Genomic DNA, 24,971 nt, shown 5'->3' on the forward strand with positions numbered 1-24,971 from the left:
TGACATGGTTCCCTCCGTACAGCCGGACGAGTCGGCCCCCCGGAAGCTTCCTGACCTGCGGTCACACTACGAATGTGACCTTCGGACGATGTTTCAGGACCTCGGTCGACCGGGCAGTCGGTGGTACGGAGCTTTCGGACAGGCTCGCTCGAACAGGCCCGCGACTTGTCGCAGGCGACGGGCTTGTCCAGTTGACGACGTGGGCGCGCACGGTGAAGGCCGTCACGCGCCTGGCCCACCGGCCGCTGTGGACTCGAAGTTCTGAACATGTGGTGGTCCGTGAATGAGCAACATGGCGGAGGAAACTGACGGAGCTGTCGCCCGGGTCAGGTCTGACGGCTTGCCCCAGCCCGGGACGGTGTGGTTCGCTCTCGGCGCACTGTCTGGGCCGGGTTTTGACGGCTCCTCCGTGTGATGCGTCCCAGGCCGTCATCACTACTGTCCTCAGGGGCCCGTCGGCACCCCCGCCAGGGGATGTGGCCCGACCGTGTGGCCCAGCAGGTGCAGTGGGCCAGCCGTCACCCCGGCGCGTTCCACGGCTTCCCAGTAGGCGAGAGTGGTCGACCCGTCCACCAGGCCGTGCACCAGGGGCAGTTCGGGGTCCGCCGCGTGCAGAAGTGACTCCACCCGGCAGGAGGCGAGGGTTCCCTCGATCCACGGCTGGGCCAGATAGCCGGCCGCGGCCGGTGCGGGCAGCCCTTCGGCGGCCTCGCGGCTCAGCTCGCCGAGGTGCAGGAGGCCGCCGCCCAGCACGAGGACGTCTCTGCGTTCCCGCATCCGCGCCAGTGCCCGGCCGGTGTCGAAGCAGTGCGGGAAGGAGTCGTCGACCACCACGGTGCCGGGCGCCAGTCGGTCCACGTCCAGTACCGCGCCGGAGCCGCTCACCGCGGTCACCAGCAGACCGGCCTCGTACACCGCGTCGGGCAGTGCGGGACGGGACTCCGCCACCTCCACCTCGCCCACCTGGCCACGCTCCCGCAGTTGTCGCGCCAACCGCCGCAGCCGGGGCCCGCTGCCGGGCATGTCGCACAGCACCAGCCGCCGTGGCGGCCGGGTGGCCCGGGAGAGCAGCAGCTCCAGTGAGGAGGCGCCGATCGAGCCCAGCCCGACGAACGCCACATCCAGGTCCGCGAGATCCTTCCCCGTGGCTTCGAGTGCCGCGTGCACCGTCCGGATCACCGAGACGACGGTCGCCGCGTGCCCGGTCGTCACGGCCGCCGGTCCGTCCGCGGAGCGCAGCACATCGAAGCCGTAACCGGTCAGCGACGGAATCATCCCGGCCAGTGAGACACTCCGGGCTCCGAGTGAAGAGGCGAGCGACACCGCACGGGCGGAGTGTGCGACGAGCCCGGCATCCCGGTCCAGTTCGTCGGCGAAGAGGGGCACGCAGACGAAACCCGACCTCCCCAGCGGGGTCCGGACGGTCTCCAGCAGGCGCGGCGCGCCGTCGGGGAAGAGCAGCTCGCGCAGGTCTTCCCGCCGCAGCGAGTCCTCGGGCAGGCCCGCCAGTCGCGCCAGATGGCCGGGGGACGGCAGATAGCCGATCAGCGCGGCATCCATCGTCTTCCTCGGACCCGACGGGCGGTCACCCGACGGGCGGTCACCCGACGGGCGGTTGCCCGACGGGCGGTTCGCGTCACGCCGGTCCACAGCTCGTGCGAGCCGTTCCTGGAGCGCCCGCGCGAAGTCCTCCAGCGCGGCCGAGGAGAAGGCCGCGGCGGATCCTCGCACCGTCACCCGCAGTCCGGCGCCCTCCGGCCGTACGGCGAGGAAGACGTCCGTCGCCGACGACGGCGGCGCGAACGCGCTGTCTTCGTCGTCCCACGACACGGTCAGCGACTGCTCGTGCGAGGTGGCGGGCATGGAGAAGTCGAGGAAGGTGAAGAAGAACTGCGACGTCAGCGGAAGGCCGTCGACATCGCGGGGCACGATGTCCTCGTGCCTGCGCGCCTCCTCGACCTCGGCCACCATCCCGCGCAGGGCCTCACCGAAGTCCACTGTCGGGCGCTTGTCGTCCTGCCCGGCCGCAGGCCGTACGGGCACCGCGGTGGCGAACGGGCCGAAGATCCGGTGCACATCGGGCAGCGGGCGGTCACGGCCGCTCACCGCCAGGCCGACGATCAGGTCCGTATGGCCGGTCATCCGGGCCAACTGCTGGTGATAGGCCGTGAGCAGTGGCGCGTACAGGGTCGCCCCCGCCTGCGCCGCCAGCGCCCGCAGCGCAGCCGTCCGGTCCGCGTCGAGCACGAACCCCGATGAACGGAAGGCTGCGGCCTCACTCCCCGCGCCACTGTCTCCTACGGTGCCGTCTCCTTCGGTGCCGCGCAGCACCGGACGCCGGTACGGAGCGTCCACCCGGGCCCGACGCTCCGCAGTGCCCGGCGCGTTGCCGGGCTGCTCCTCGGCCGGCAACAGGGCGTGGTCGCGGAAGGTGGCGCGGGGTGCGGGCAGGTCGGCGGTGCGGCCGGCGGCCAGACGGTCGTAGACCGTGGTCAGCTCCTGTACGAGCAGCGCGGCGCTGTACCCGTCGCCGATGAGGTGGTGTGCGTGTACCAGGAGCACGTGCTCATGCTCCCCGAGACCGAGGACCCGAAGCCGCAGCAGCGGCCAGGCCCACGGCTCGAAGCGCCGCTTCGCCTCGGCCTCCGCACGTTCGGACACCTCGGCGCGGTCGGTGAGCGTCTCGAACACGACCGGCAGTCGCAGCGAGGGTGGAAGTTCCTGCTGCACGGGTGGCCGGGCACCGGAGGGGAAGACGGTACGCAGCATGCCGTGGCGTTCCACGAGCAGGTCCACCGAAGCCTGGAACACCTCGGGGTCCAGTCGGCCGGACAGCCGCAACAGCGCCGGCCAGGAACCGCTTCCGCCGGGCGAGATGGCCTCCGCGAGCAGAAAACCGCGCTGGGCCGGCGTGACGGGGAAGCGGGCCGGATGGAGCGCCGTCGTCGAGGCAGCACCGGCAGCCTCGGGGGCACCGGCCGCAGCGGTGCCGCCGTGCCGTCCCGTGACGGTCGCGTCCACGACCGCGGCGAGCTCGGCCAGGGTGCGGTGTTCGTAGATCACGGTCGGCCGGGGCAGCGGTGCCCTCACCTCGCCGAGCCGCGCGAACACCTGGAGGACGAGCATCGAGTCTCCGCCCAGCTCGAAGAAGTCGTCCTCCCGGCGGACGGCGTCGACCTCCAGCAGTTCCTGCCAGATAGCGACTAGTTGGTGCTCCGTCGAGGTGAGGACCGAGCCCTCGGGCGGATCACCGGCACTGTCCTCGCGCGTGGGGAGATCGGCGAGCGCACGGCGGTCGACCTTGCCGGTCCCGGTGAGCGGCAGTTCGTCCATCACCGTGATCCGCGCCGGGACCATGTAGGGCGGAAGGAGGCCCGTCACGTGGCGGCGTACCGTGCGCGGCTCCGGTCGCCCGGCTCCGGGACGGGCGGTGACGTACGCCAGCAGCCTCCCCTCGCGTGCGATGACCGAGGCCTGCGCGATGCCGGGATGCGTCTGGAGGACTGCCTCGACCTCTCCCGGCTCCACCCGGTTGCCACGGATCTTCACCTGGCCGTCGATCCGTCCGAGGAACTCCAGAGTGCCGTCCCCACGGCGCCGGACCCGGTCACCGCTGCGGTACCACCGGCGTCCGTCCAGGACCGTGAAGGCCTGAGCGGCCAGCTCGGGCTCATCCAGATAGCCGGGCGTCAGACCCACTCCCGCGATCAGCAGTTCCCCCGGCTCGTCAGGACCGCAGGGTGACCCGTCGGTTGCGACGACCGACAATTCGGTGCCGGTGACGGGACGCCCGATCGGCAGAGACTTCAGGTCGTCGTCCGGACGCGTCGAGATGACATGGCAGGTGGCGTTGATGGTCGCTTCGGTCGGGCCGTAGAGATTGGCGATGCGCTGTCCGGCGCCGAAGAGGTCGAACCATCGGCGTACGTGTGAGGCGGGCAGTGCCTCACCGCCCACGTGCACCCAGCGCAGAGCCGACAGGTCCGGTCGTCCCGCTCCCCGTCGCACCCGCTCCTCGGCGGCCGACAACAACTGTTCCCACAGCGTCGGGACGGAACTCCACACGGTGATCCGGGTCTGTTCCGCGTATGCCAGGAGCAGCTCGGGGTCCCGCAACAGGTCCCGAGGTACGGTCACCACGGTGCCGCCCACCAGGAGCGGCGCGAGCAGTTGGCGCACGGAGGCGTCGAAGCACGCTGACGCGGTCTGCGCCAGGCGGTCGGCGGCGCCGTAGCCGAAGGTGGCGACGGCCCAGTCGAGGTAGTTCTCCATCGCCCGGTACGTGATCGGGACCGCCTTCGGACGCCCGGTGGAACCCGAGGTGAAGATGGTGTACGCGATGGCCTCGGCGTCGGGCACGGTTACGGGGGCGCGGTCGTCCGCCCCCGGATCCGGCGGGCCGTCACCGCGTACCGCACGCACGCCGTCGAGAGAGCGGGCGGTGGGCAGGGTCGGCGCGTGGCACACCACGGTGGAGACGTGCGCGCGCTTCAGCTGGTCCGCCAGCCTGGCGGGAGGGTGCGCCGCGTCGAGCGGCACCCAGCCGGCCCCGGCGCGCAGGATGCCGACCACACCGATCACGGTGTCCGGGCCCGGCTCGGTGAGCAGTCCGACCAACTGGCCTGTGCGTACGCCGTCGGCGCGCAACCGGGCGGCGAGCAGACCGGAGGCGCGGTCGAGTGCGGCGTAGGTCAGAGGAGTTCCGCCGCCTTCCACGGCGGTCGCGTCGGGCGTGGCACGGAACTGCCCGAGCAGTCGGCCGACCACACCGTGCCCTGCGTCCGCCTGGCGAGGCGGCGTCGGTGCCAAGGGGACGCCGGGGTCCGGTACGGACCGATCCGGGGATGAGCACAGCGCGGCCAGTTCCTCGCGGAACTCCTTGTCCAGGCGGGCCACCGTCGCCGCTTCGAACAGCCGGTCCGGGAAGTTCCACGACATGCGCAGCATGGGCCCGTCCGCCCAGCACAGCAGGCTCAGCCGGGTTGCGGCCGATCCCGTTCCGGCCGCGTCGGCCCGTATCTCGACCGGGCAGTCGGCCCCGAGGCGTGCCGGGAAGCGGGCGAAGCTGAAGCCCGCCGGGCTCGGCGTGCGCGGGCCACTGCCGGGCAGGAGGCCGGCCAGATCCAGACTGCTCACCGTGGAGTGCCGTTCGCTCTCCAGCCAGGTGTGGCGCAGCTGTTCGGCCAGCGCCGTGACCGGCTCGTCGAGGGCTGTCCCGCACAGCAGGGGAAGGGTGTCGGCGAAGGGGCCGACGAGCCGGCCCACACCCTCGAAGCGTTCCTCACGCCGGGCGCGAGCCACGTTGACCGCGATGTCCTGGCGCCCCGTCCACCGCGCCAGGCAGCGTACGTAGGCGGCGAGCAGCAGATGGAACAGGGACACCTCGTGTGCGGCGGCCAGCCGCTCCAGGCGGGCGGTGAGCGTCGCGTCGAGCGAGCCGTAGTGCTGCCGGATGGGGCCCGAGGGGGGCGCGTCGGGATCACCGTCGTACGGCAGCCGCAGCGGTTCGCCCCTTCCGGCCAGGCGGTCCGCCCAGTAGCGGCGGTCGGCGTCCGACGGGCTGGTGCCGGCGGACCGGGCGCTCAGCGCGGCGTACGCCGCGAAGCTCGGCGCGTCCGGCTCCGGCGTCGGACGCTCCCCCCGCCACAGCAGGGTGTACAGCGACCACAGGTCCTCGGCCAGGACGTTCAGGCTGTACCCGTCCGCCGCCGCGTGATGCACCACCAGCAACAAGTGTGCGCAGGAAGGATTCTGACGGAGCAGTACAGCCCGCATCGGAGGTCCTGCGGCCAGGTCGAAGGGCTGGTTGCACAGCGCCGTCTCCAGGCCGGCCACCTGCTCCGCACCGCACTCGCGGACCTCGTACCAGGCCGACAGCGGCGCGGCAGGTGCCAGGCGCTGCACCGGCCCGGCGCCCGAGTCGTCGACCCGCACGCGCAGCATGCCGTGCCGTTCCGCCAGTTCGGTCAGTGCCAGGCCGAGTACATGGGTGTCCAGGGGGCCGCGGACCGTCATTCGGAGGTGACCGCGGGCCGGTACGTCGGGGTGCAGTTGACTGCTGGTGTGCAGGGCCAGTTGTACGGGTGTCAGGGGAAACGGGACGGAGTCCGCGACGGGCTCGGGGGAGGGCTCTCGCGCCCCCTCCGTGTCTGCGGTGGCCCCGGTGGCCATGTCCAGATGGGCTGTCAGCTCGCGTACGGTCCGGTATTCGAAGAAGAGCGTGGCTGGCAGCTGCCGCCCCACTCGGTGTTCGAGCCGTTTGACGAGGTCGACCGCGCCCAGCGAGTCAAGACCCATCGAGAGGAACGGCGCGTCGTCGTCCACGGCGGACGCCGGGACTCCCAGCGACCGCGACAGCAGTTCCCGCAGCACCGCGGCGGTGCCGGACGCGGAGGCCACCACGTCCGGTGCGGCGGGCGTGTGTCCGGTCGTGGACCGTGGCGTGGACTGTGGCGCGGGCAGTGGCGTGGACTGTGGCGCGGGCAGTGGCGCGGGCAGTGGTGTGGACTGTGGCGCGGGCAGTGGCGCGGGCAGTGGCCCGCGCGGCTGCGCACGCCGGGTGGACGCGCGATCCGGCGGTACTGCCTCGTCGGCGAGGACCAGTTGAGCCAGGTCCGTGCCGCAGGCGGACATCAGGGCCGCCAGGGCCGGCGCGGTTGCCAGCGGGCGGCCACCCTCATGAGTGAGGACATCGCCGGCGAACGCGGCGGCGAGGCCCGTCTGCGCGAACGGCCCGAAGTTCACCGACAGCCATGGCCGCCCCGCCTGCCGCTCGGCGCCGGCGAACGAGTCCAGAAAGGAGTTCGCGGCCGCATAGGAACCGAGCGCCCCGGCCAGCCCCGGCAGTACCGAGGAGACGGAGGAGAACGCCACGCACACCTCGGGGTGCCGACCCCGCCGGCGCAACGCCTCGGACAGCAGCACGGTGCCGAGTGTCTTCGCTCCCAGCGCCTCTGCCATCTCCTCCGTCTTCGCCCCGCGCAGGCTTCCGGGCCGCACCACTCCGGCCGCGTGGAAGAGGGCGTCCACCGGAGGCAGCTCAGCCACCAGCGCCTCGACGTCGTCCCGAACCGTGAGGTCGGCCGGGTGGTAACGGGCGTCGGCGCCGAGACCGGCGAGCTCCTCCAGCAGACCCGCGGGCGGCTGCGGGGAACGACCCGTGAGCCGGAGGACCGGCCGGCCACGGGCGGCGAGTTCCCGGGCCAGTGCGGAACCGAGGGCCCCACCGCCGCCCGTGATCAGGAAGGTGCCGTCGGCGGGCAGCCGGTCCCGGGTGCCGGGCAGGTCCGCCGCCTCCGCCGCTTCCGCCGCGACGGTCCGCACCAGCCGCTGTCCGTTCCGCCAGGCGACAGCTCCGGCCGCCTGCGGGGCCGTCGCCTCGGCCAGGACGGCCCCGAGCCGCTGCCCGGCTTCGTCCAGTGAACAGAGGTCCACCCAGTTGGCCACCGCTCCGGCGTACTCCGAAGGCACGGCCAGTGCCAGGCCGCCCAGCACCGCCTGTGCCGGGTCCGGTCGCTCGCATCCGTATCCGGTGACGTGCGCGTCCTCGGTCACGACCAGCAGCCGGGGGGCCCTCGTCAGGTCGAAAAGGGTGAGAGCCTCCTGGAACGCAGTGACCAGCGCACGCTGGATCCGGTCGAAATCCGCGGACGTGCCGTGGCCGGCCGGTCCGGCCAGGAGAAGCACCGTCCCGGGACGGGCCCCGGAGGCCAAGTCCGTCTGTACGCCCTGTTCCGCGAGACGTCGCGTGAGCTCGTGCACGGCCGTCGGGTCGGCGCCGGTCACCAGCACGGGTCCGCAGGGACGGTCCGTGGCCAGGGGCTCGGTCCGCCAGGTGACGTGGCGCAGCAGCTCGTGCGCCCCGGCCCCGGCCCCGGGCCGGTAGCGGCTCCGCTGGTAGGGATAGGGCGGCAGAGGAGCCCGCCGGCGGCCCGCGTCGAGTCCCGCACGATTCAGCCCCACACCGCGAGCCCAGAGGTGCGCCACCGTTGCCAGCAGCTCCCGCGCTCCGCCCGCGGCGCCGTCCTGGGACGCTCGGGGACGCCCCGGCTCGAAGGGGGCGGAAAGCACGAGCACCTCTCCGTCGACGCCGGCCGTGCCGGTACTCCGGTACCGGGCGGCAGCAGCACGTACGGGACCTGTGAGGCTCTCCTGCGAGCCGAGTTCCACGAACGTGTCGTAGCCCTCCTCCAGCAGCCGCGTCACGGCCCGCCCGAACAGCACCGGCCGCAGAGCGTGCTCACGCAGGTGGTCCGGGTCCATGGGCGGGTGCCACTCGGCGGTGAGCGTGCTCATCACGGGCAGGGCGGGAGCTGTGACCTCCACGGTGCGTGCCGCGTCGGCCAGGGCCTGGGTGATCGGTTCCATCAGGGGCGAGTGGAAGGCGCGTGACACTTCCAGCGTGCGTACGGCCGCACCCTGTGCGGAGAGCTTCTCCGCCGCCCGTCCGATCGCGCCGGGGCTTCCGGAGAGCACCAGCCTGCCGGGGCCGTTGTACGCGGCGACCGCGAGTTCCCCCGGATCCGCCGCGACCAGGGCGGCCACGTCCTCCTCGTCGGCTCCCCGCACCGCCACCATCGCGCCCGGTGGGGTCGACGTCCCCATGAGCCGTCCGCGTTCCGCCGCGAATGCCAGCGCGTCGGCGAACGACAGCATTCCGCCGGCACAGGCAGCGGCGAGTTCGCCGACACTGTGCCCGACCAGCGCGTCCGGCCGTACGCCCCATGCCAGCAACTGCCGGGCGAGCGCCACTCCGTGGGCCACGAGCAGCGGTTGCGCCACTTCGGTCGCGGCCTGGGCTCCCGCGTCCACTTCGGCATCGACGCACCAGGCGGTCAACTCCCGCCCGTTCACCGCGCCGACCCGGGCGGACGCCTCATCCAGTGTCTCGCGGTAGACCGGCGCCGTGGCGTAGAGCGCACGGCCCTGGCCCGGCCGGAGCGCACCCTGGCCGGGGAACACGAAGACGGTCCGCGGACGGTTCGTCACCGTCCCCGTGGCTGTTCCCGGAAGGCGGTCGCCGCCGGGAGCGGTCGCCGCGGCCAGGCGTTCCCGGAGGTCGCCGTCGGCCACCACGGCGAGGCGGTGAGCGCCCTCGTCGCGAGCGGTCGCCGCGGCCAGGCACACATCGCCCTCGTCCAGCTCCGGGTGGCCGGCCAGGTGCTCCAGGAGACGGGACGCCCAGGCGTCCAGACCGGCTCTGCTGCCTGCCGACAGCGTCATCAGGTGCGGGCCGCCGCTCTCGCGCGGAGCATGATCCGCGGCCGGCGGCGCCTGCTCCAGCACCGCGTGCGCGTTCGTGCCGCCGAACCCGAAGGCGTTGACTCCTGCTCTGCGGGGGCCGGACGACGGCCAGGCAGCCGCCTCGGTGACCAGCGCGAAGCCGGATTGCCCGACTGCGGGCGACGGCGGCGTGTGATGGAGGGAGGCCGGCAGCCTGCCGTGTCCGAGCGCCAGCACCACCTTCACCAGTGAGGGCAGGGCAGCCGCGTTCAGCAGATGCCCGATGTTCGTCTTCACCGAGCCGAGCAGCCGCGGCCGGCCGTCCGGATCGGCCGGGAAGGCGTGCGCCAGGGACCGGAGCTCGATGGGATCTCCTACGGCCGTGCCCGTCCCGTGGGCCTCGACATAGGTCACGGACGCCGGGTCGACGCCGCAGACCTCGTACGCGCGAGTGATCACCTCTCGCTGCCGCAGGGGGTTGGGTGCCATCAGGCTCAGCGACGCGCCGTCGTTGTTGACCGCGGTGCCCCGCACGACGGCGAGTACCTCGTCGCCGTCCCGGTGGGCGTCCGGCAGGCGTCGCAGGACGAGGGCCGCGCCGCCCTCACCGGGTACGAACCCGTCGGCCGTCGCACCGAAGGCGCGGCTGCGTCCGCCGGGCGACAGAGCCTGTGCGGCCTCCAGGGCCTCATAGGTGTCCGGAGTGAGATGAAGGCTGACCCCGCCGACGACGGCGATGTCGCACTCACCGTCCGCGAGGCTGCGCCGTGCCAGGTGCAGGGCGACCAGACCCGATGAACACGCGGTGTCCACGGTGAGCGCCGGGCCGTCCAGGTCCAGGCAGTGCGATACCCGGGCGGCTGTCAGGCTGGGCAGGTTGCCCGTCAGGGCCGTCGCGGACGGTGCCGGGGCGGGGGAGGCACCTGCGAGGAGCTGCCGGTAGCCGCTGTCCCCGGCGGCGGCGAAGACACCGACCCGCAGGCCGAGCCGTCGGGGTCCGGCGTAACCGGCTCGTTCCAGGGCTTCGTGAGCGAGTTCGAGGAAGATCCGGGCCTGCGGATCCAGCGTGCGGGCCTCCTCGTCGCCGATGCCGAAGTGCCCGGCGTCGAAAGCGTACGGATCGTCCAGGAACGCCCCCTGGCGGCCGTCGGACACGGTGGGCGGCGGCCCGGCCGGCACGTCCTCGGCAGGCGCGGTGCCCCAGCGGTCCGGTGGGACGTCGGTGACGGCGTCACGGCCGGCCGTCAGCAGTTCCCAGAACTCCTCCGGCGTGCTCGCGCCTGGGAACCGGCAGGCCATCGCGACGACCGCTGTCGCGCTCATGTCGCCCGCCGCGTGCGGTCCCGACCGTTCGTTCGCTGTGGGCGGCCCCGGCGCCGTGTTCTCCTCCGTCGCGGCCAGCAGATGATCGGTGAGCGTGGCGACGGTGTCGTTGCGCATCACGGCGGGGCCCAGGGTGATCTCCAGGACCTCTTCCAGCTCGGCAAGCGTCTCCATGGCCTTCAGCGAGGTGCCGCCCAGATCGGCGAACCGGTCCCGGTCTCCGAAGGACGCCTCGGACAGTCCCAGCACGCGTGCCCAGGCGTCGCGCACCGTCTGCCGCACGTCGCCGCGGCGGCGGGGTGCCGGGCGCTGCCCCTCCGGCGGGATCGACGGCCTGGCCTCGGCGTCGTCCGGGATCCCGGACGACACGAGGGGCCGGTACGAACCCGCCTCGAAACGCGTCCGCATCCGATGCCTCTGCAACTTGCCGCTCGTGGTCCGCGGGAAGGCCGACGGCGGCAGCGCGAGCACGCGTACGTCGTCGTGGCGCAGCGCGGCACGGATCCGCCGTGCGACCTCGTCCAGGACCTCGGCGGCGCCGCGTGGGGGCCGGGCCCAGGGGATGAGGACCATGACCCGCTCGGCGCCGGTCGCCGGGTCGGTCGAGCCGATCACGGCCGGGTCTCCCGGCGGCAGCCCGGGGCTCGCGCTCGCGACCCCCTCCATGTCAGGGGCGTGGAAGGTACGGCCGTTGAGGAAGAGGACGTCCTTGTGCCGGCCGCTGACACACAGCCGGCCGTCCCGCAGGAACCCCATGTCCCCGGTGCGCAGCCAGGTGCCGGTGAAGGACCCCGCCGTCGTCTCCGGCAACCGGTGATAGCCGCGGGCGACCTGCGGGCCGCTCACCTCGATGTGTCCCACCTGCCGGTCGCCCAGTGGCCGGCGGGCGTTGTCGGTGATCCGGACCGAGCAGCCGGTCACCGGTACGCCGACGTCCATCACTTCCAGGGCGTCGCCGCCCGGTTCACGCTCCACGGCCCGGCCGCGACTGAACGCCGCCCGCTCCAGGGCGACCGGAACGGCCACTTCGCCCAGCGGCGGGAACGTGACGGCCAAGGTGGCCTCGGCCAGCCCGTACACGGGAGTCGCCGCCCGAGGGTCCAGCCGGGCCGGCCGCATCTTGGCGGCGAAGGCCCGCCACACCGTCGCGGAGATCGGTTCGGCGCCCACCAGGATCAGCCGTACGGGGCTCAGGTCGAGCCCGGAGAGTACCTCGTCGGGAATGCGCCGAACGGCCAGCGCGAGCGCGAAGTTGGCGGCCGACAGGACCGTGGCGCGGTGCCTGGCGGCCACGTCGACCCACAGGCGAGGACTCTTCGCGAACGAGAGCGGACCGATCTTCACCTGCTTCGCGTGCGCCGCCAGCGGCGCCAGATGGGTACCGATGAGGCCCATGTCGTGGAAGTAGGGCATCCAGCTCACCAGGACGTCCCGCTCGGAGAGGGCGGAGGCGCCGATGATCTGACGCAGGTTGGCCACCACGGCGGCATGGGTGAGCTCCACCCCCTTGGGGGCCCCGGTGCTGCCGGACGAGAACTGAAGAAATGCCAGGTCGTCGGGGTTCGGCGTGGCCGGCTGGGCCGGCGTGGGGCATTCCCGCAGCGTCTCCAGCCGCAGCATCTCGACCGGCTGCGGCAGTTCGCCGGCCACGCCGGCGCTCGCCGCATCCACCACAACGGGCGGGCGGCCGAGGTGCTCCCACACCGGACCGACCCGCCGGGCGTCGGGTGCGAGCGGCACCGGGACCAGACCGGCCGCAAGCGCACCCCAGAACATGGGCTGGAAGTCCTCGCTGCGTTCCGCGAGCAAGGGCAGGCAGGTACCGGGCGCTACCCCCGCCTCGCGAAGGCCGCCCGCGACGCGCAGGGACTCGTCGAGGAGCTGCCGGAAGGTGACGGCCGCCTCGCTGCCGTCGCCGCGTACGTGGACAATGACTTGCCCGGGGGCCTGACGGGCCGCGTCCAGCAGTACGTCCAGAAGCGTTTCGGGGTTCATGAGTCCGTTCGTTCGTGCGTGGGGGGGCGCGCGGGACGCGGTTGCGGAGGGTTCAAGTGTGGGGCAGACGGTGGGGCCCCTGGCCCGCACCCCCGTTCGGAGCCGGACGGAGGGGACTGGTACGACAACGGTGTGCGGAGCGGGCAGCCCCGTACCCCGGGGCACAGTGCGCAGGTTCCTCGACGACGCTGCCCCCTCCTCGGCATAATGACGCGGTACACGACGTGGGCGCTCGCCGCGTACGTAGTTCTTACCGACGCGAAGGGCCCCCTGTCGCGGGAGAGTCTTCCCATGGGGCCCTCTGGCTGCCGGCCGCACCGCTGCGGGATGCGGAACGCCTCCTCCTCCCGTGGATCGTATTCAACCCGACGAGCGAAACGGAACTGATGTCCTCTCATCCGGTGCTTCCCGTCCTGGACCACCTGGCACGCGTGATCGGTGCGACGACTGCCCGGCAGGACACGTCGCCGACGCCCTGCGCCGATCTCGACGTGGTCTCGCTGCGCCGGCACCTGCTCGGCGGAATCGGGTACTTCACCGTCGTCCTGGCCGACCCCGACGGCGACCAGCGCCCGGATCCGCGGGTCTACACCGGCCCCGACGAGGCCGAAGTCCTGGTTACGGCGATCGGGGAACTGTCGGCGGCAGTGCGTGCCGCCCTGGCCGACGGCTTCGAAACGGGCTCCGTGCGGGTGCCCGCGCTGGGCGGCACGTTTCCCGGTGACTACGTGCTGAGCATGCTGGTGGCCGAGGCCGTGGTGCACGGCTGGGACATCGCCCGCGCCACCGGTCAGGCCTGGCAGCCCGATCCCGCGGCGTCGGAGCAGGCGCACGCACTGCTCGTCGGCCAGATCAAACCGGAGTACCGGGGCGGCGCGGGCATGCCGTTCGCCCCCGAGGTGCCGGTGAGCCCGGACGCCCCGGCGCTGGACCGGTTGCTGGGCTTCGCGGGGCGATCACCGCGCTGGACGCCCACGCCCGTCACCAAGGGCGACTGACCGAGGCCGGGCGCAACTGGTCCGTGCGGGCCGTTTCGTCCCTCCCTTCCGCGCGGCACCAGCACGTGGGTCGTCGCCGTCTTCGCTTCACCCTTTCCCTGGAGGCCCGTTGTCCCCCATACCCACCAGCGACGTCGATCTCTACACCGAATCGGCGCGCATCGACCCGTACGACATCTACGCCGAACTTCGGGCGCTCGGGCCTGTGGTGTACCTGTCCCGCTACGGTCTCTACGCGTTGTCCCGCTACGACGACGTGCGCGCCGCCCTGATGGACTGGCAGACGTTCTCATCGGCGCGGGGAGTGTTCGTGGATCCGGACGTGAACACCCGGCTGGAGGGGATCACGCTGTGCAGCGATCCGCCCGAGCACACGGCGATGCGCTCGGTGCTGGGGCGGCCGCTGCGGCCGGACCGGATGCGTGAGGTGACTCCGCGGATCGAGGCCGAGGCCGATCAGGTCGTCGAACGGCTGGTCGGCCGGGGCCGGTTCGAGGTCGTCACCGAACTGGCGGAGTACCTGCCCATGACCGTGGTGTCGGACCTGGTCGGACTCCCCGGTCACGGGCGGGAGAAGATGCTGGAGTGGGCCGCGGCCATCTGGGACACCCAGGGGCCCGCCGACGGCCGGGCAGCCGCTGCGGGGCCGGTCGTCGAGGAGTTCATGGCATTCGCCATGAATGACGCCGTGCCGGGGCAAATCGACCCCGACGGCTGGGCGGCCCAGCTCTACCAGGCGGCCGACCGTGGCGAGATCCCGCAAGGAAAGTGCCCGGTCATGATGCTCGACTACGTCGCTCCCAGCCTGGACACGACCATCCTCGCGATCACCAACGCGGTCGCGTTGTTCGCCCGGAACCCGGACCAGTGGGATCTGCTGCGCGCGGACCGCTCGTTGATCCCGCACGCGATCAACGAGTCGCTGCGTCTGGAGACCCCGGTATCCCAGTTCAGCCGGGTACTCACCGAAGACCACGAGATCGGCGGAGTTCCGCTGGCCGCCGGCTCACGGGTCGCGCTGCTCTATGCCTCCGCCAACCGCGACGAGCGTCACTACCCGGACCCCACGCGCTTCGACATCACCCGCCGCCCTTCGGACCACCTCGCCTTCGGGCGGGGGGAGCACGTGTGCGTCGGGATGCACCTCGCCAGGCTGGAAATGAGCGCGCTGCTGGAGAGACTCGCCGACCGTGTCGCCCGCTTCGAGATACTCGAACACCGACCGCTGATCAACAACGGGTTACGCGGTCTCGACCACCTCGAAGTGGCGATCGAACCCGCGAGCTGACCGTCGTCGGTGAAGGGGACGAAGGCGGGGCAGCCTCCCGTCCGGCCCCGGCGGTAGCTGATGGAGAGCCCTGGGGCCACCGGTGACTAGCATGGCCGAGTGAAGTATCTGCCCGCAATCCTCAGCGCTGATCACGTCGGCACGAACGCCACCGAGCGCGCTTACATCGCGATCAAGCGACGGATCATCGAGCTCGAACTGGCTCCGGGCGCGCACGTCACCAAGACCGACCTCGCGCGTCACGCGGATGTGGGAACCATGCCGGTCAGAGAGGCTCTGACCCGGCTTCAGCGCGACGGCCTGGTCCAGGTCCTGCCTCGGTCGGGGTACCGCATCGTGCCGGTGACGCTGAAGGGCACGCGGGACCTGTGTGGTTTCCGGCAGCTTCTGGAGGCGGAGGCCGCCGGTCTGACCGCGGCGCGCGGGTGCCCGGAACCTGGGCTTGCCCGCCTGGAGGAACTGCTCGGTGCAACCTACGAACTGGGTGACAGTGAGAGTATCGAGGGCTTCATCCGGGCCCATTTCGAGTTCGACGCCATCATCGCCAACAGGTGCGGCAACGACATGCTGGCCCAGGCGATTTCGCGGGTCTTCGACGAGCTGGAGCGCGTTCTGAGGATCACCATGGAGTCGCTGCCGTTCTCCACGACGGCAGCGCATCAACGGCGCGCGATCTTCGAGGGCATCCGGGATCGTGATCCCACGGCCGCCCGTGAAGCCATGGCGGCCCGCACGCAGGACTCGCAGGGGCAGATCCTGGATGCGCTCCTCTCGCACGACTCGGTCGCTCAGGCCAGCATCCAGGTGTCCTGAGGGTGAGCGCGAGTTCGTTCCGCCCCAGGGAAGCGTTGACAACACTTATTCTTGGTGATGGACTAAAGATCTTAGATTGACCAACAGGGATCTCAGCGAGAACATGCCTGGTCAGGACATCGAACTCCTCATCACCCGCGGGCCTCCCACCCATCTCTTCGGAGCTCGGCCGCGGGGGACGGGTACGGAGGGGGCGGGCACGGAGAAACGCTCGCCCGCGAGGCCGGCAGGTTCCTCCAGGACGTACTCGACGAGAAGGTGACAGCAGTCAGGGCCACTCCCGCGCCTGTGGGAGTGGCCGACACGGCTTGCGGGGACGTTGACAACGCTGTCACCCACGAACTCCGGCCCGCTCAGCGCCACTCCGTCCCCCGGGAGGCCACTGTCATGGCCGGCACGTGCTCACGCAGGAGAGCGCGGATCAAGAAGCCCACGGTGTCCTCCCAGAAATGTGGCAGGCAGGCCCTTTCCGGTGGGCGCGTCCAGTCCTCGCACCGTGTGCTCCCGCACTGCGGCCGCACCTCGAAAGTCGTTCAGGTTGCCCGGCCACGGCCGTCCGGCCGGAATGGCGAAAGCAGAGAATTCGAGCAAAGCGTCCCAAACTTCTACTGGTTTCACATCTGGGCTTTCATTGCCGTTAATGACCTCGACCTAGGACTGTAGGATAATCTTTGTATATTCAAGATGTGAAAACAGTAGGCAAAGCCTCTTTACGCTTCGCTGTATTGGGGCCGGTGCGGGTATGGCGTGGAGAGGAAGAGCTGATCCTCGGCTCGCCCCAGCAGCGTGTGGTGCTGGCGGCGCTGCTGTTGCGACGCGGGCACCTTCTCACCACCGCCGAGATCGTCCATGCCGTTTGGGGCGAGAAACCGCCGACGGCGGCCGTGCCCGTACTGCGCACCTACGTGTCGCGACTGCGCAAGATTCTGGAGCCCGGCCGGGTATCCGACGAGTCCCGGGCCGTGATCGTCTCGGCGACCGACGGATACGTGGCCCGCGTTGCTGACGATGCCGTGGACGTGGGCGTGTTCGAACAGCGAGTCGCCCGGGCGACGCAGTCGCGCGCCGCGGGCGATTTGACCGCAGCGTCCCGGCTGCTCCACGCCGCGCTCAACGACTGGCACGAGACTCCCCTGGCCGGGCTGACCGGCCCGCTCGCCGAGGCCGAGCGGTCCAGGCTGAACGAAGCGCGGCTCAGCGCTCTTGAGGCGAGATTTGACATCGATCTCGCGCTCGGCCGACACGACTCGGTGATTTCCGACCTGCGCACCCTGACCGACCAGCATCCACTGCGCGAGCGACTGTGCCGACTGCTCATGGTTGCCCTGTACCGAGCGGGGCGCCAGGGGGAGGCGCTGGCGTGCTACCGCAAGACACGAAACACCCTGGTGGCCGAGTTGGGCATCGAACCCGGCCCTTCGCTGAGGGAACTCCACCACAATATTCTGACGGCCGACGACTCGCTCGAATACTCCCCGCCCTCGCAACGAACAGTCGCCCCGGTGAGCGCCCCGGCTGCTCCACCTGCCGTGCCGACCGCTCTCCCCGCCGACCTTGCCACCTTCACCGGCCGCCACACCGAACTCGAGGAGGTGCGCGCCCTGTTGCCGACAGGCGACAAGCGTGCCGAGACGATGGCCATCAGCGTGGTGAGCGGCATGGCCGGCATCGGCAAGACGGCTCTGGCCGTCCATATGGCCCACGAGATCGCCGATCGCTTCCCCGACGGTCAGCTCTTCATCAACCTGCGCGGGTTCGACGCGACCGGCTCGATCATGACGCCGGAGGAGGCCATCCGTATATTCCTCGACGCGCTCGGCGTCTCTCCACAGAGAATCCCCGCGCAACTCGAGGCCCAAATCCTGCTGTACCGCACTCTGCTCGCCCACCGGCGCATGCTGATCCTTCTCGACAACGCCCGCGACGTCGAGCAGATCCGTCTGCTGCTGCCCGGTTCCCCCGGCTGTCTTGTCATTGTCACCAGCCGCAACCAACTCTCCAGCCTGATCGCCGGTGAGGGGGCGCGACCGCTGACTCTGCATCAGCTGACGCAGTCCGACGCGCACGACTTCCTGAGGCTGCGACTCGGCACGAAGCGACTGTCGGCACAGCCCCTCGCGGTGGACGAGATCGTCGCCCTCTGCGGTCGGCTGCCGCTGGCACTCGCCGTCGTCGCCGCCCGAGCGGCGCTCAACCCCGGCTTCCCACTCAGCGCCATCGCCGACGAACTGCGTGAAACCCAGGGGAGTCTCGACGCCTTTGTGAGCGGTGACCTCAGCACCGATGTGCGGGCCATCTTCTCGTGGTCGTACGACACGCTGTCGCCCCCGGCCTCGCGATTGTTCCGCCTCCTGGGCCTCCACGTCGGCCCGGACATCTCCGCACCCGCCGCAGCCGCCCTGGCCGGGCTTCCCCTGCGGGAGGCCCGCGGCCTGCTCGCAGAGCTCTCCCACGCGCACCTGCTCATCGAGCGTCTGCCCGGCCGCTACACCGTGCACGACCTGCTGCGCGTCTACGCACGCGAAAGAGTCCGCATCGACGAGCCGGCGGAGGAGCAGGACCGGGCGGTCGAGCGGCTCCTGTCCTGGTATCTGCACACCGTGGACGCGGCCTACCCTCTCTTCGCCCCGCACCGTCGGCGAATCCACCTGGAACCGACGCCTGCCGGTTGTCGCCCGCTGTCGTTCACGGCTCACGACCAGGCTCTGCAGTGGTGCGAGATCGAGCGGGCCAACATCGTCGCCGCTGTGCACCAGGCCGCCTCCTCCGGTAGAGCGGGTACGGCCTGGCGACTCGCAGCCGTCTCCTGGGGGTTCCTCTACCTGCGCAGTCATCTGCACGACTGGCTCGACACCGCCAGGACAGCTCTTGCGGCCGCCCGCGCCGCCGGAGACCGCAGGGGCGAGGCCCAGAGCCTCGCGGACGTGGCCGGAGCCCTGACGCACTTTCGCCGGTTCGACGAGGGCGCTGACCACTACTGGAAGGCGATGATCCTCAGCCGTGAGCTGGGGGACAGGGACGGCAGGGCAGATGCCGTGCTCAATCTCGGCAACGTGTACCTGAACACCGGCCGGATCGACAAGGCCGTCGAGTACACCCGACGGGGCCTGGTCACGGCTCGGCACAACGGATACTCCTGGGGGGAAGCCATATCCCTGGCCAACCTCGGCGACGCCTACCAACAGCTCGGCAGGTTCGACGAGGCCGCTGACTGCCTCGAGCAGTCGCTGACCATTCTGCGGGCCTTCGGCAATCGCTGGGTCGAAGGTATCGTCCTCGACATCCTCGGCACGGTCGACCACCGGCTCCGTCGCTACGACGAAGCCGGCGAGCACTACGAGCAAGCGCTCGAGGCACACCGAGACGTTGCCAACCAATGGGGCGAAGGCCACACCCTGAGCAATCTCGGCGACATCCAACTGGCGACGGGCAAGCCTGAGGAGGCCCGCATCAGCTGGCATCGGGCACTGGCGATCTGGAGCGATTTCGATCACCCCGATGCCGAGAGCATGAGGGACAGACTCCACCGCCTGAACGCCCCCTCGGGCGACACACCACCGGATGCTGCTTCCGCCTGAGCGGCTCCCACGACTCAACACCGGCAGGGCCTGTCCCCTTCTCCCCGTCCGGACACGGGGGCGCCTGTCGCCGTACAGCGGATGGATGGATGGGTGACGTGCTCAGACGAGGGCGAGCGGCTTGACGGGTGCTCCGGTCGGTCCGTGGAAGCGCGGCGATGTGACAGCGAGCAGGGGGGCACAGCTGCCCAGTGGCGCGCAGACGGCGCCGAGCGGGACGGCTTCCGCTGTTTCGATCAGTGGCATGTGGTCTCTCTGGCGATGCGGTGGTCCTGATCTTGCTCTGCGTACAACGGGCACCTGCCCCCTCCGGTTCACTGAACGTTTCAGCGCGGTCCTGGGAGCGGCCCTCATGGTGAACCGTCGACCGCGTGCGTACGTCGTGCGGGCGTAGTCGATCCCTGACGTGAGAGGCATGTCTATGCGTGTGAGATCACTCGTATCATTGCGAAAATTTCGTCCGTTCCTGTTCGCTCTCCTGCTGGTCGTTGCTTTGACCGCCGTGATGTCGGCGTCGTCGCAGGGCCCGTTCGGTAAGAGCGAGGACCGTGTTACCGGGGCGGCCGCCGGTGGCGCCGAGCGCACCGTCACCTTGCAGAACAAGACAGACGCCCGTATCTGGGTCGGCGCTTCGTCCAACGCGGACGGCTCACCCGAGCTCACCGGGCTGCCCACGCTGGACCCGGGGAAGTCCGCCACCATCACCATCCCCGAACGTTCGGACGCCGGGCACTGGCGTGGCAAGTTCTTTGCCCGCCAGGGCTGCAGCGGAGAGGAGGGCAGCACGTTCCACTGCACCGTCGCTGACTGCGGACCGTTCGCCGACCGCTGCTCGACCGGCGAACAGCCCGCCAGCCTCGCCGAGTTCAACTTCGACCCGGCTGACGCTTCGGCACCCTGGTACAACGTCAGCTACGTCAACGCCGTCTCGGCGCCCATCACCATCACCCCCGACGGAGTGCCGGCGCCCGAGAACGGCGGACAGTGCGCCTCGGTGGGCTGTCCCACCGATCTGCTGGCAGTCTGCCCGCCCGAGAACCTGACCAGGAGCCCGACAACGGGCGAGCCGATTGTATGTGTCAACCCGAATCGGGACGCGAAGACCGCCTACAGCCAGGCGCTCACCGAGAAGTGCCCCTCGGCGTACTCGTGGTCCAAGCATGACGCCGAGGCCGGCAACCAGGTCGTACGCCAGTGCAGCGAGTGCACCGGACTGACCGTCACGTTCCACGGCACAGGAGCCTCTTCCGAGAAGTCCCGGACGCCTGTGCGCAGCACCAAGCCCAAGCCCGAGGACGACGGCCTGCCCCCGAACACGGTGAGCAAGGGCATCGGACTCAACCCCACCGACGGTGTCGACCAGGCACTGGCGAGCTCCGGCGCGAAGTGGTTCCACAACTGGACCTCCTCCAGCGGTGAGGTCGCGAAACCGGAGGGCGTCGAGTTCGTCCCGACCATCTGGGGCGCCGAATCGGTCACCGAAGCCGAGCTGGGCAATGCCGCCAAGGAGGGGAAGAACCTTCTGGGCTTCAATGAGCCCGACTCACCCACCCAGGCCAACATGACTCCCGAACAGGCCCTGGATCTCTGGCCGCAACTGCAGAAGACCGGCCTGAACCTGGGGGCCCCGGCGGTCGCCACCGACGCCGACAAGCCCGGCGGCTGGCTGGACCGCTTCATGACGGGGGCCGCGGAGCGCGGCCTGCGCGTCGACTTCATCCCCGTGCACTGGTACGGCTCGGACTTCAGCTACGCGGCCACCTACCAGTTGGCCGCCTATCTGGAGCGTATCCACAAGCGTTACAACAAGCCGATCTGGCTGACCGAGTACGCCCTCATCGACTTCACCCAGGGAACCCCCCGCTACCCGAGCGTGCGGGAGCAGGACGCTTTCATCAAGACATCGACTGAGACCTTGGAGATGCTGGACTACGTGGATCGCTACGCGTGGTTCGCCCTTTCCACGCAGACGAGCCCGACCGGCCTCTTCATCGGGCCCACGTCGAACTCCAGCGGCTACACCTACCGCAACGGGGGCTGAGCCGCTCCGGTCCCCGGCGAGCGGATCCGGGCTGCTCCGCAGTTGAGCCCAGTGCCCGTTGTCCGTGCCAGGGAGGGACTTGCCGTGACCCATCCAGGGCCACGGCAGGTCCACGGGTCTCTCACCTTCCCGCCGGGGCTTCTTGTCCATCCGGCCACCCCGTCGGGACAGGCCGCTTCATGGGGAGCGCGACGCCGTAGAGCCCCGGGCCGGCAGCCTCGGCGTCCCCGTACGACTCGGTGAACCCCGTACGTCCGGCGTGCGTTGTGATGCCGGACAGGCCGGTCTCTCCACACGCCATGACTTCCTCGGTCGCCCGGGACAGGCCACACCGCGCACTGAAAGGGAACCCGATGACGATCGACACCTCCGGAGCCGAGCAGGAGGCCACATACCCCCCGGAGCAGTCCTCCGAGGAGCAGCCTGCTCCGCCGCCTCCGGCCGGGCCTCGGTTCATCCTGTATCTGGAGGGTGCTGAGTACGCGCAGAATCTGCGGCAACTGACCCTGTGGACCCACCATGTGCTGCTGCCGGTCTACGGGAGGGAGATCACCTCCGCGGCCCCCTGGTGCTCCCGCTGGTGGGAGCACCAGGAGGCGGTTGCCCAGCTCCACGGCTTGTGGCTCGCCTGGGCGGAGCTGACCGGCCCTGGCTCCCCCATGTGCGGACCCGCCAACTGGCATCGGGACTATCTGGGCCACGTCATGCAGTCACTGCGTGATCCGATGGGGCCCTTCGCCGGCTGCAAACCGGGCAGCCACCGGTCGAAGGAGGCGCCGCCCGTCGACGCTCTGGACCCGTTCGGCCCGCCGCCCGAAGTGGACTGACACGAGCGTCGGCCCCGCAGGCCCGGTCACGCGGGATGCGGCGGACCTCCGTGCTGAGCTTGTGTGTCCTTGGCCGGATCACATGCTCAGCCGAAGGCCGCCTACGTGTACGACAGTTGGTCGGGCCCTCTCGTCCGGATCATGCTGGGCTCGCGTGCCCTGTCATCAGGACCCGTTCTCCGATCCAGCCTGATCCAAACGAAAGACTCTAGCCCTTCACGAACCGCCACTGGTGATCGTCGGTATCACTGCACACGAAGACCGTGAGTTTGGCGTTCGCGGCCTTCCTGTCCGTTCGCGAAACATCGAGACACATGTCGCCGCTCTTCTGATTGCGGATCCAGTACGTGCCGTTGGGGCGCTTGTCGAACCACCAGAGCTGGTTGTCCTTGGCGGTGGGTTTGCAGTTGAATTCGGTGATGACCGTCGTGATCCGGGCGCCGCCCTCACCGGGCAGATCCAGGCAGAGCCCGTCCTTGACGTTGCGGATCAGGTACAGGTCGGATCCACCGGTGCCACGGCCCTTGAGGGTCTTCTTCAGTGTCCACAGCTGGTTGTCCTTGGGCGACGTAGTACAGCTTTGTTCGTCATAGACCGTGCTTCCCGGCTTGCCCTTGCCCTGGCCGGGAAGATCGACGCAGAAGCCGTACTTCTCGTTCTTGATCACTACCGCACCGCTGGGGACCTTGGGTCCGCCACCGGTCTCCTTGGTCTTCTTCGGCTTCGGAGGCACAGACTTCGGTGCCGCGGTAACCGATGGCGAGGGCGACTTCGAGGGCGACTTCGACGGCGATTTCGACGGTGACTTCGACGGCGACTTCGACGGAGAAGGTGTCGCCGGGAGAGAAGGCGAGGGCCGTGCGGGAGCCGAGTGGCTCGGTTGCTGGAGAGTCATCGGAGACTTGCTTGCGGTACTGCCCGATCCGGCCGCCTGATTCCGATCTTCGACGCCGCCCGATCCGGTGCCCATGGCCACCAGCGAACCAACGACGGCGACGGCCACAACAGCGGCCACCCCTCCAATGACCAGAGGGCGCTGGAAAAGCCCAGGCCCCTGGTACTCCTCGTCCGACTGAGGCTGCGCCTTCCGCCGGACGGCTGACCCGTCCGGTGTCTGCCGAAGACCGGGGGGCCCTGCGCTCTCCGGGACCGCGCTCTCCGCACGACCGGGGCCCTGGAACCCGGCCTCGTCACCGGTCCGGTCGGACCCGGACCACCCTCCGGGCTCCTGGTGTTGAGCTTGCTCAACAGGTTCAGTAGGTCCAGCGGCCCCTCCCGCTCCTGCTGCCTCCCCCTCAAGCTGCTCCAGCAGCTTGCTGGAGCCGTCCGGGGCTACCTCGACGATCGCCACGTAGTCTGACGACGGGTCGGAGATGGCTCCCGTTACGGGGGCGCTGCGGCTGCGTGCGTATCCGTGCAGCATGTCGAGGATCGCTACATCGAGCGGCTCGCCCGGTACCAACGGCACCGACTCTCCGTCGATGGCGGCGGAGCCGTCGTCGAAGATGACCACAGCGAAGTGGGGGGAGGGCTCCGCCCCCTGTCCGGAAGCGCCCTGTCGGTCGAGATCCGCCGGGGCCGCAGGCGGGAGAGGGTCGCCCTTGGTGATCGGCTCGTCAGCTTCGTCACCCCTGTTCATGTCCATCCCTTTCTTGCGGTGTCGGCGTGCAGCCTCGTACGGCCCGATCCAGTTCTCAGGGGTCGAGCGGAAGTCACAGGCCACGCGCCACAACAGTTCTGCTCACGTCGCAACGGGAGCCGGAGGGAAACAGTTCACCTCTTGGCCCGGGGATTTCGGGCGGGGCTGGTCCCGGTGCTCGCCGACATGCGAAAGCACGGTCCTGAGCTCGGGGGATGGCCGTGCTCGGGAATTTGATCGTCGTAGGGGGAAGACATCTTGTTACGTGCCGGTGCGACGCCGGCACGGATCTGGCCGTTCTGCGCGACCAGGGCGCTACACGGCTTTTCCCTTGCGCTTACGAAGAACGGAGGGGCCCGGAGCGGGTGGCTGGTAGGGCTCCGGTGAGTTGCGACCGCCCTGTACGCGCCCCTGTGGGTGCATTTGCGCCTTCTCCGGAGAGAAAAACGGCTTTGCCAGCGAGGACTGGGACGAGACGGACCCGAGTGACGGCGAAGGTGACGGTGACCGCAAGGGCCAGCTCGGCTCCGGTGAAGTGCGACCGCTACGTTGCGCGTACCACCCCTCCAGCGGAGGCTGGGGAGAGGGGGATCTGAGTTGCGCGTGCTCCTGCTCAGGGGTTGACGCCCTCGAAGGAGACGCGTCAGGGGTCGACGCCCTCGAAGGAGACGCGTCGGGAGCTGAGTCGGGCTCCTGCGCCGGTGAACCTGCCCCATCCGATCGCCTGGACTTCTCGTCGCGCGCTGCCAGAAGTTCCCGGAGGCCTCCACCAGCGAGCAACCCGAGGCTCAGCCCGAGCGCTGCCCCCACCGGGCCTCCCAGGAGAAGGCCCCCGATGGCTCCGACCGCGGCCAGGCCGATCATCAGCCACCTTCGATTCCCCACGTTCCACTCCTTCGTGCAGGTCCCTCTCTCCGGCTGTCTCCGATCGCTGTGCTGATCGGTGGAGATCGCGATACGGGGGGCTGCCAGGTTTGGGTGAGGGCGTGAAGGTCGTCGAGGTCGGCAGCCTCGCCGGGTAAACGGGCCGGGCGGGCAAGTGGTTCAATCCGTCTGCACGGACCGCTCGGTGTGGTGGGTGTCGGTGCTCATCTGTTCCACCACTTGGTCTCGGTGCCGGCCTGTGAAGCCGCTGCCTCATGTCCGAGCCCCGTTGTGTTGCTTACCAGGTCGGCGTCGGTGTTCGGCCGGTGTACCGGCGGTCGTACGCCGGAAGTGCATGGGCAGTGAGGGCGAACCCCGTGCGC

10 protein-coding genes are annotated in these 24,971 nt (G+C 70.3%); 7 read left to right on the top strand and 3 right to left on the bottom strand.

The genetic code is table 11. From position 1 onward, the window contains the following. Positions 1 to 444: 444 nt before the first annotated feature. A complete protein-coding gene (locus ACIREO_RS19415; RefSeq protein ID WP_404111433.1) occupies positions 445 to 12,540 on the bottom strand; it encodes an amino acid adenylation domain-containing protein in 12,096 nt (4,031 codons plus the stop codon). A gap of 386 nt (positions 12,541 to 12,926) precedes the next feature. Here ACIREO_RS19415 and ACIREO_RS19420 point away from each other — a divergent pair, with 386 nt between their 5' ends. The 4 genes from ACIREO_RS19420 to ACIREO_RS19435 all read left to right on the top strand — a co-directional run bounded on the left by ACIREO_RS19420 (position 12,927) and on the right by ACIREO_RS19435 (position 19,217). Continuing rightward, a complete protein-coding gene (locus ACIREO_RS19420) occupies positions 12,927 to 13,538 on the top strand; it encodes a TIGR03086 family metal-binding protein (RefSeq protein ID WP_404111435.1) in 612 nt (203 codons plus the stop codon). A gap of 109 nt (positions 13,539 to 13,647) precedes the next feature. Further along, the gene (locus ACIREO_RS19425) at positions 13,648 to 14,826 is read left to right on the top strand and encodes a cytochrome P450 (protein WP_404111438.1); all 1,179 of its coding nucleotides are present in this window, start codon (positions 13,648 to 13,650) and stop codon (positions 14,824 to 14,826) included. A 99-nt stretch (positions 14,827 to 14,925) separates the two neighbouring features. Further along, complete coding sequence (locus ACIREO_RS19430; RefSeq protein ID WP_404111441.1) at positions 14,926 to 15,639, top strand: GntR family transcriptional regulator; 714 nt, start codon at positions 14,926 to 14,928, stop codon at positions 15,637 to 15,639. 734 nt (positions 15,640 to 16,373) lie between these two features. Next, entirely contained in the window at positions 16,374 to 19,217 is a 2,844-nt protein-coding gene (locus tag ACIREO_RS19435) for a BTAD domain-containing putative transcriptional regulator (RefSeq protein ID WP_404111444.1), read from the top strand. Positions 19,218 to 19,319: 102 nt separating this feature from the next. On the opposite strand, the gene ACIREO_RS19440 is transcribed toward ACIREO_RS19435, so the two are convergent. Next, positions 19,320 to 19,463 carry a hypothetical protein gene (locus ACIREO_RS19440; RefSeq protein ID WP_404111446.1) on the bottom strand — a complete coding sequence of 48 codons (144 nt, stop codon included), beginning with the start codon at positions 19,461 to 19,463 and terminating at the stop codon, positions 19,320 to 19,322. A 199-nt stretch (positions 19,464 to 19,662) separates the two neighbouring features. Between ACIREO_RS19440 and ACIREO_RS19445 the strand changes: the two genes are divergently transcribed. Continuing rightward, positions 19,663 to 21,258 carry a glycosyl hydrolase gene (locus ACIREO_RS19445; RefSeq protein ID WP_404111449.1) on the top strand — a complete coding sequence of 532 codons (1,596 nt, stop codon included), beginning with the start codon at positions 19,663 to 19,665 and terminating at the stop codon, positions 21,256 to 21,258. Between the two features lie 353 nt (positions 21,259 to 21,611). Next, on the top strand, positions 21,612 to 22,085 hold the full coding sequence (locus tag ACIREO_RS19450) for a DUF4913 domain-containing protein (protein ID WP_404111452.1): 474 nt from the start codon (positions 21,612 to 21,614) through the stop codon (positions 22,083 to 22,085). A gap of 208 nt (positions 22,086 to 22,293) precedes the next feature. Here the strand turns inward: ACIREO_RS19450 and ACIREO_RS19455 are convergent, their stop codons facing one another. Continuing rightward, on the bottom strand, positions 22,294 to 22,752 hold the full coding sequence (locus ACIREO_RS19455) for an RICIN domain-containing protein (protein ID WP_404111455.1): 459 nt from the start codon (positions 22,750 to 22,752) through the stop codon (positions 22,294 to 22,296). On the opposite strand from ACIREO_RS19455, the gene ACIREO_RS19460 reads away from it, so the two are divergent. After that, on the top strand, positions 22,745 to 23,020 hold the full coding sequence (locus ACIREO_RS19460; protein ID WP_404111457.1) for a hypothetical protein: 276 nt from the start codon (positions 22,745 to 22,747) through the stop codon (positions 23,018 to 23,020). The two genes, ACIREO_RS19455 and ACIREO_RS19460, sit on opposite strands and share 8 nt — an antisense overlap. The last annotated feature ends 1,951 nt before the right edge of the window (positions 23,021 to 24,971 follow it).

The organism is Streptomyces sp. NPDC102441, from assembly GCF_044765585.1.
In the GTDB taxonomy this organism is placed as follows: domain Bacteria; phylum Actinomycetota; class Actinomycetes; order Streptomycetales; family Streptomycetaceae; genus Streptomyces.

What these genes read in the sequence shown, in the direction of transcription:
- ACIREO_RS19420 (WP_404111435.1), top strand. Translation starts at nt 12,927, where the DNA reads ATGTCCTCTCATCCGGTGCTTCCCGTCCTGGACCACCTGGCACGCGTG.
- ACIREO_RS19415 (WP_404111433.1), bottom strand. Translation starts at nt 12,540, where the DNA reads ATGAACCCCGAAACGCTTCTGGACGTACTGCTGGACGCGGCCCGTCAG.
- ACIREO_RS19440 (WP_404111446.1), bottom strand. Translation starts at nt 19,463, where the DNA reads ATGCCACTGATCGAAACAGCGGAAGCCGTCCCGCTCGGCGCCGTCTGC.
- ACIREO_RS19450 (WP_404111452.1), top strand. Translation starts at nt 21,612, where the DNA reads ATGACGATCGACACCTCCGGAGCCGAGCAGGAGGCCACATACCCCCCG.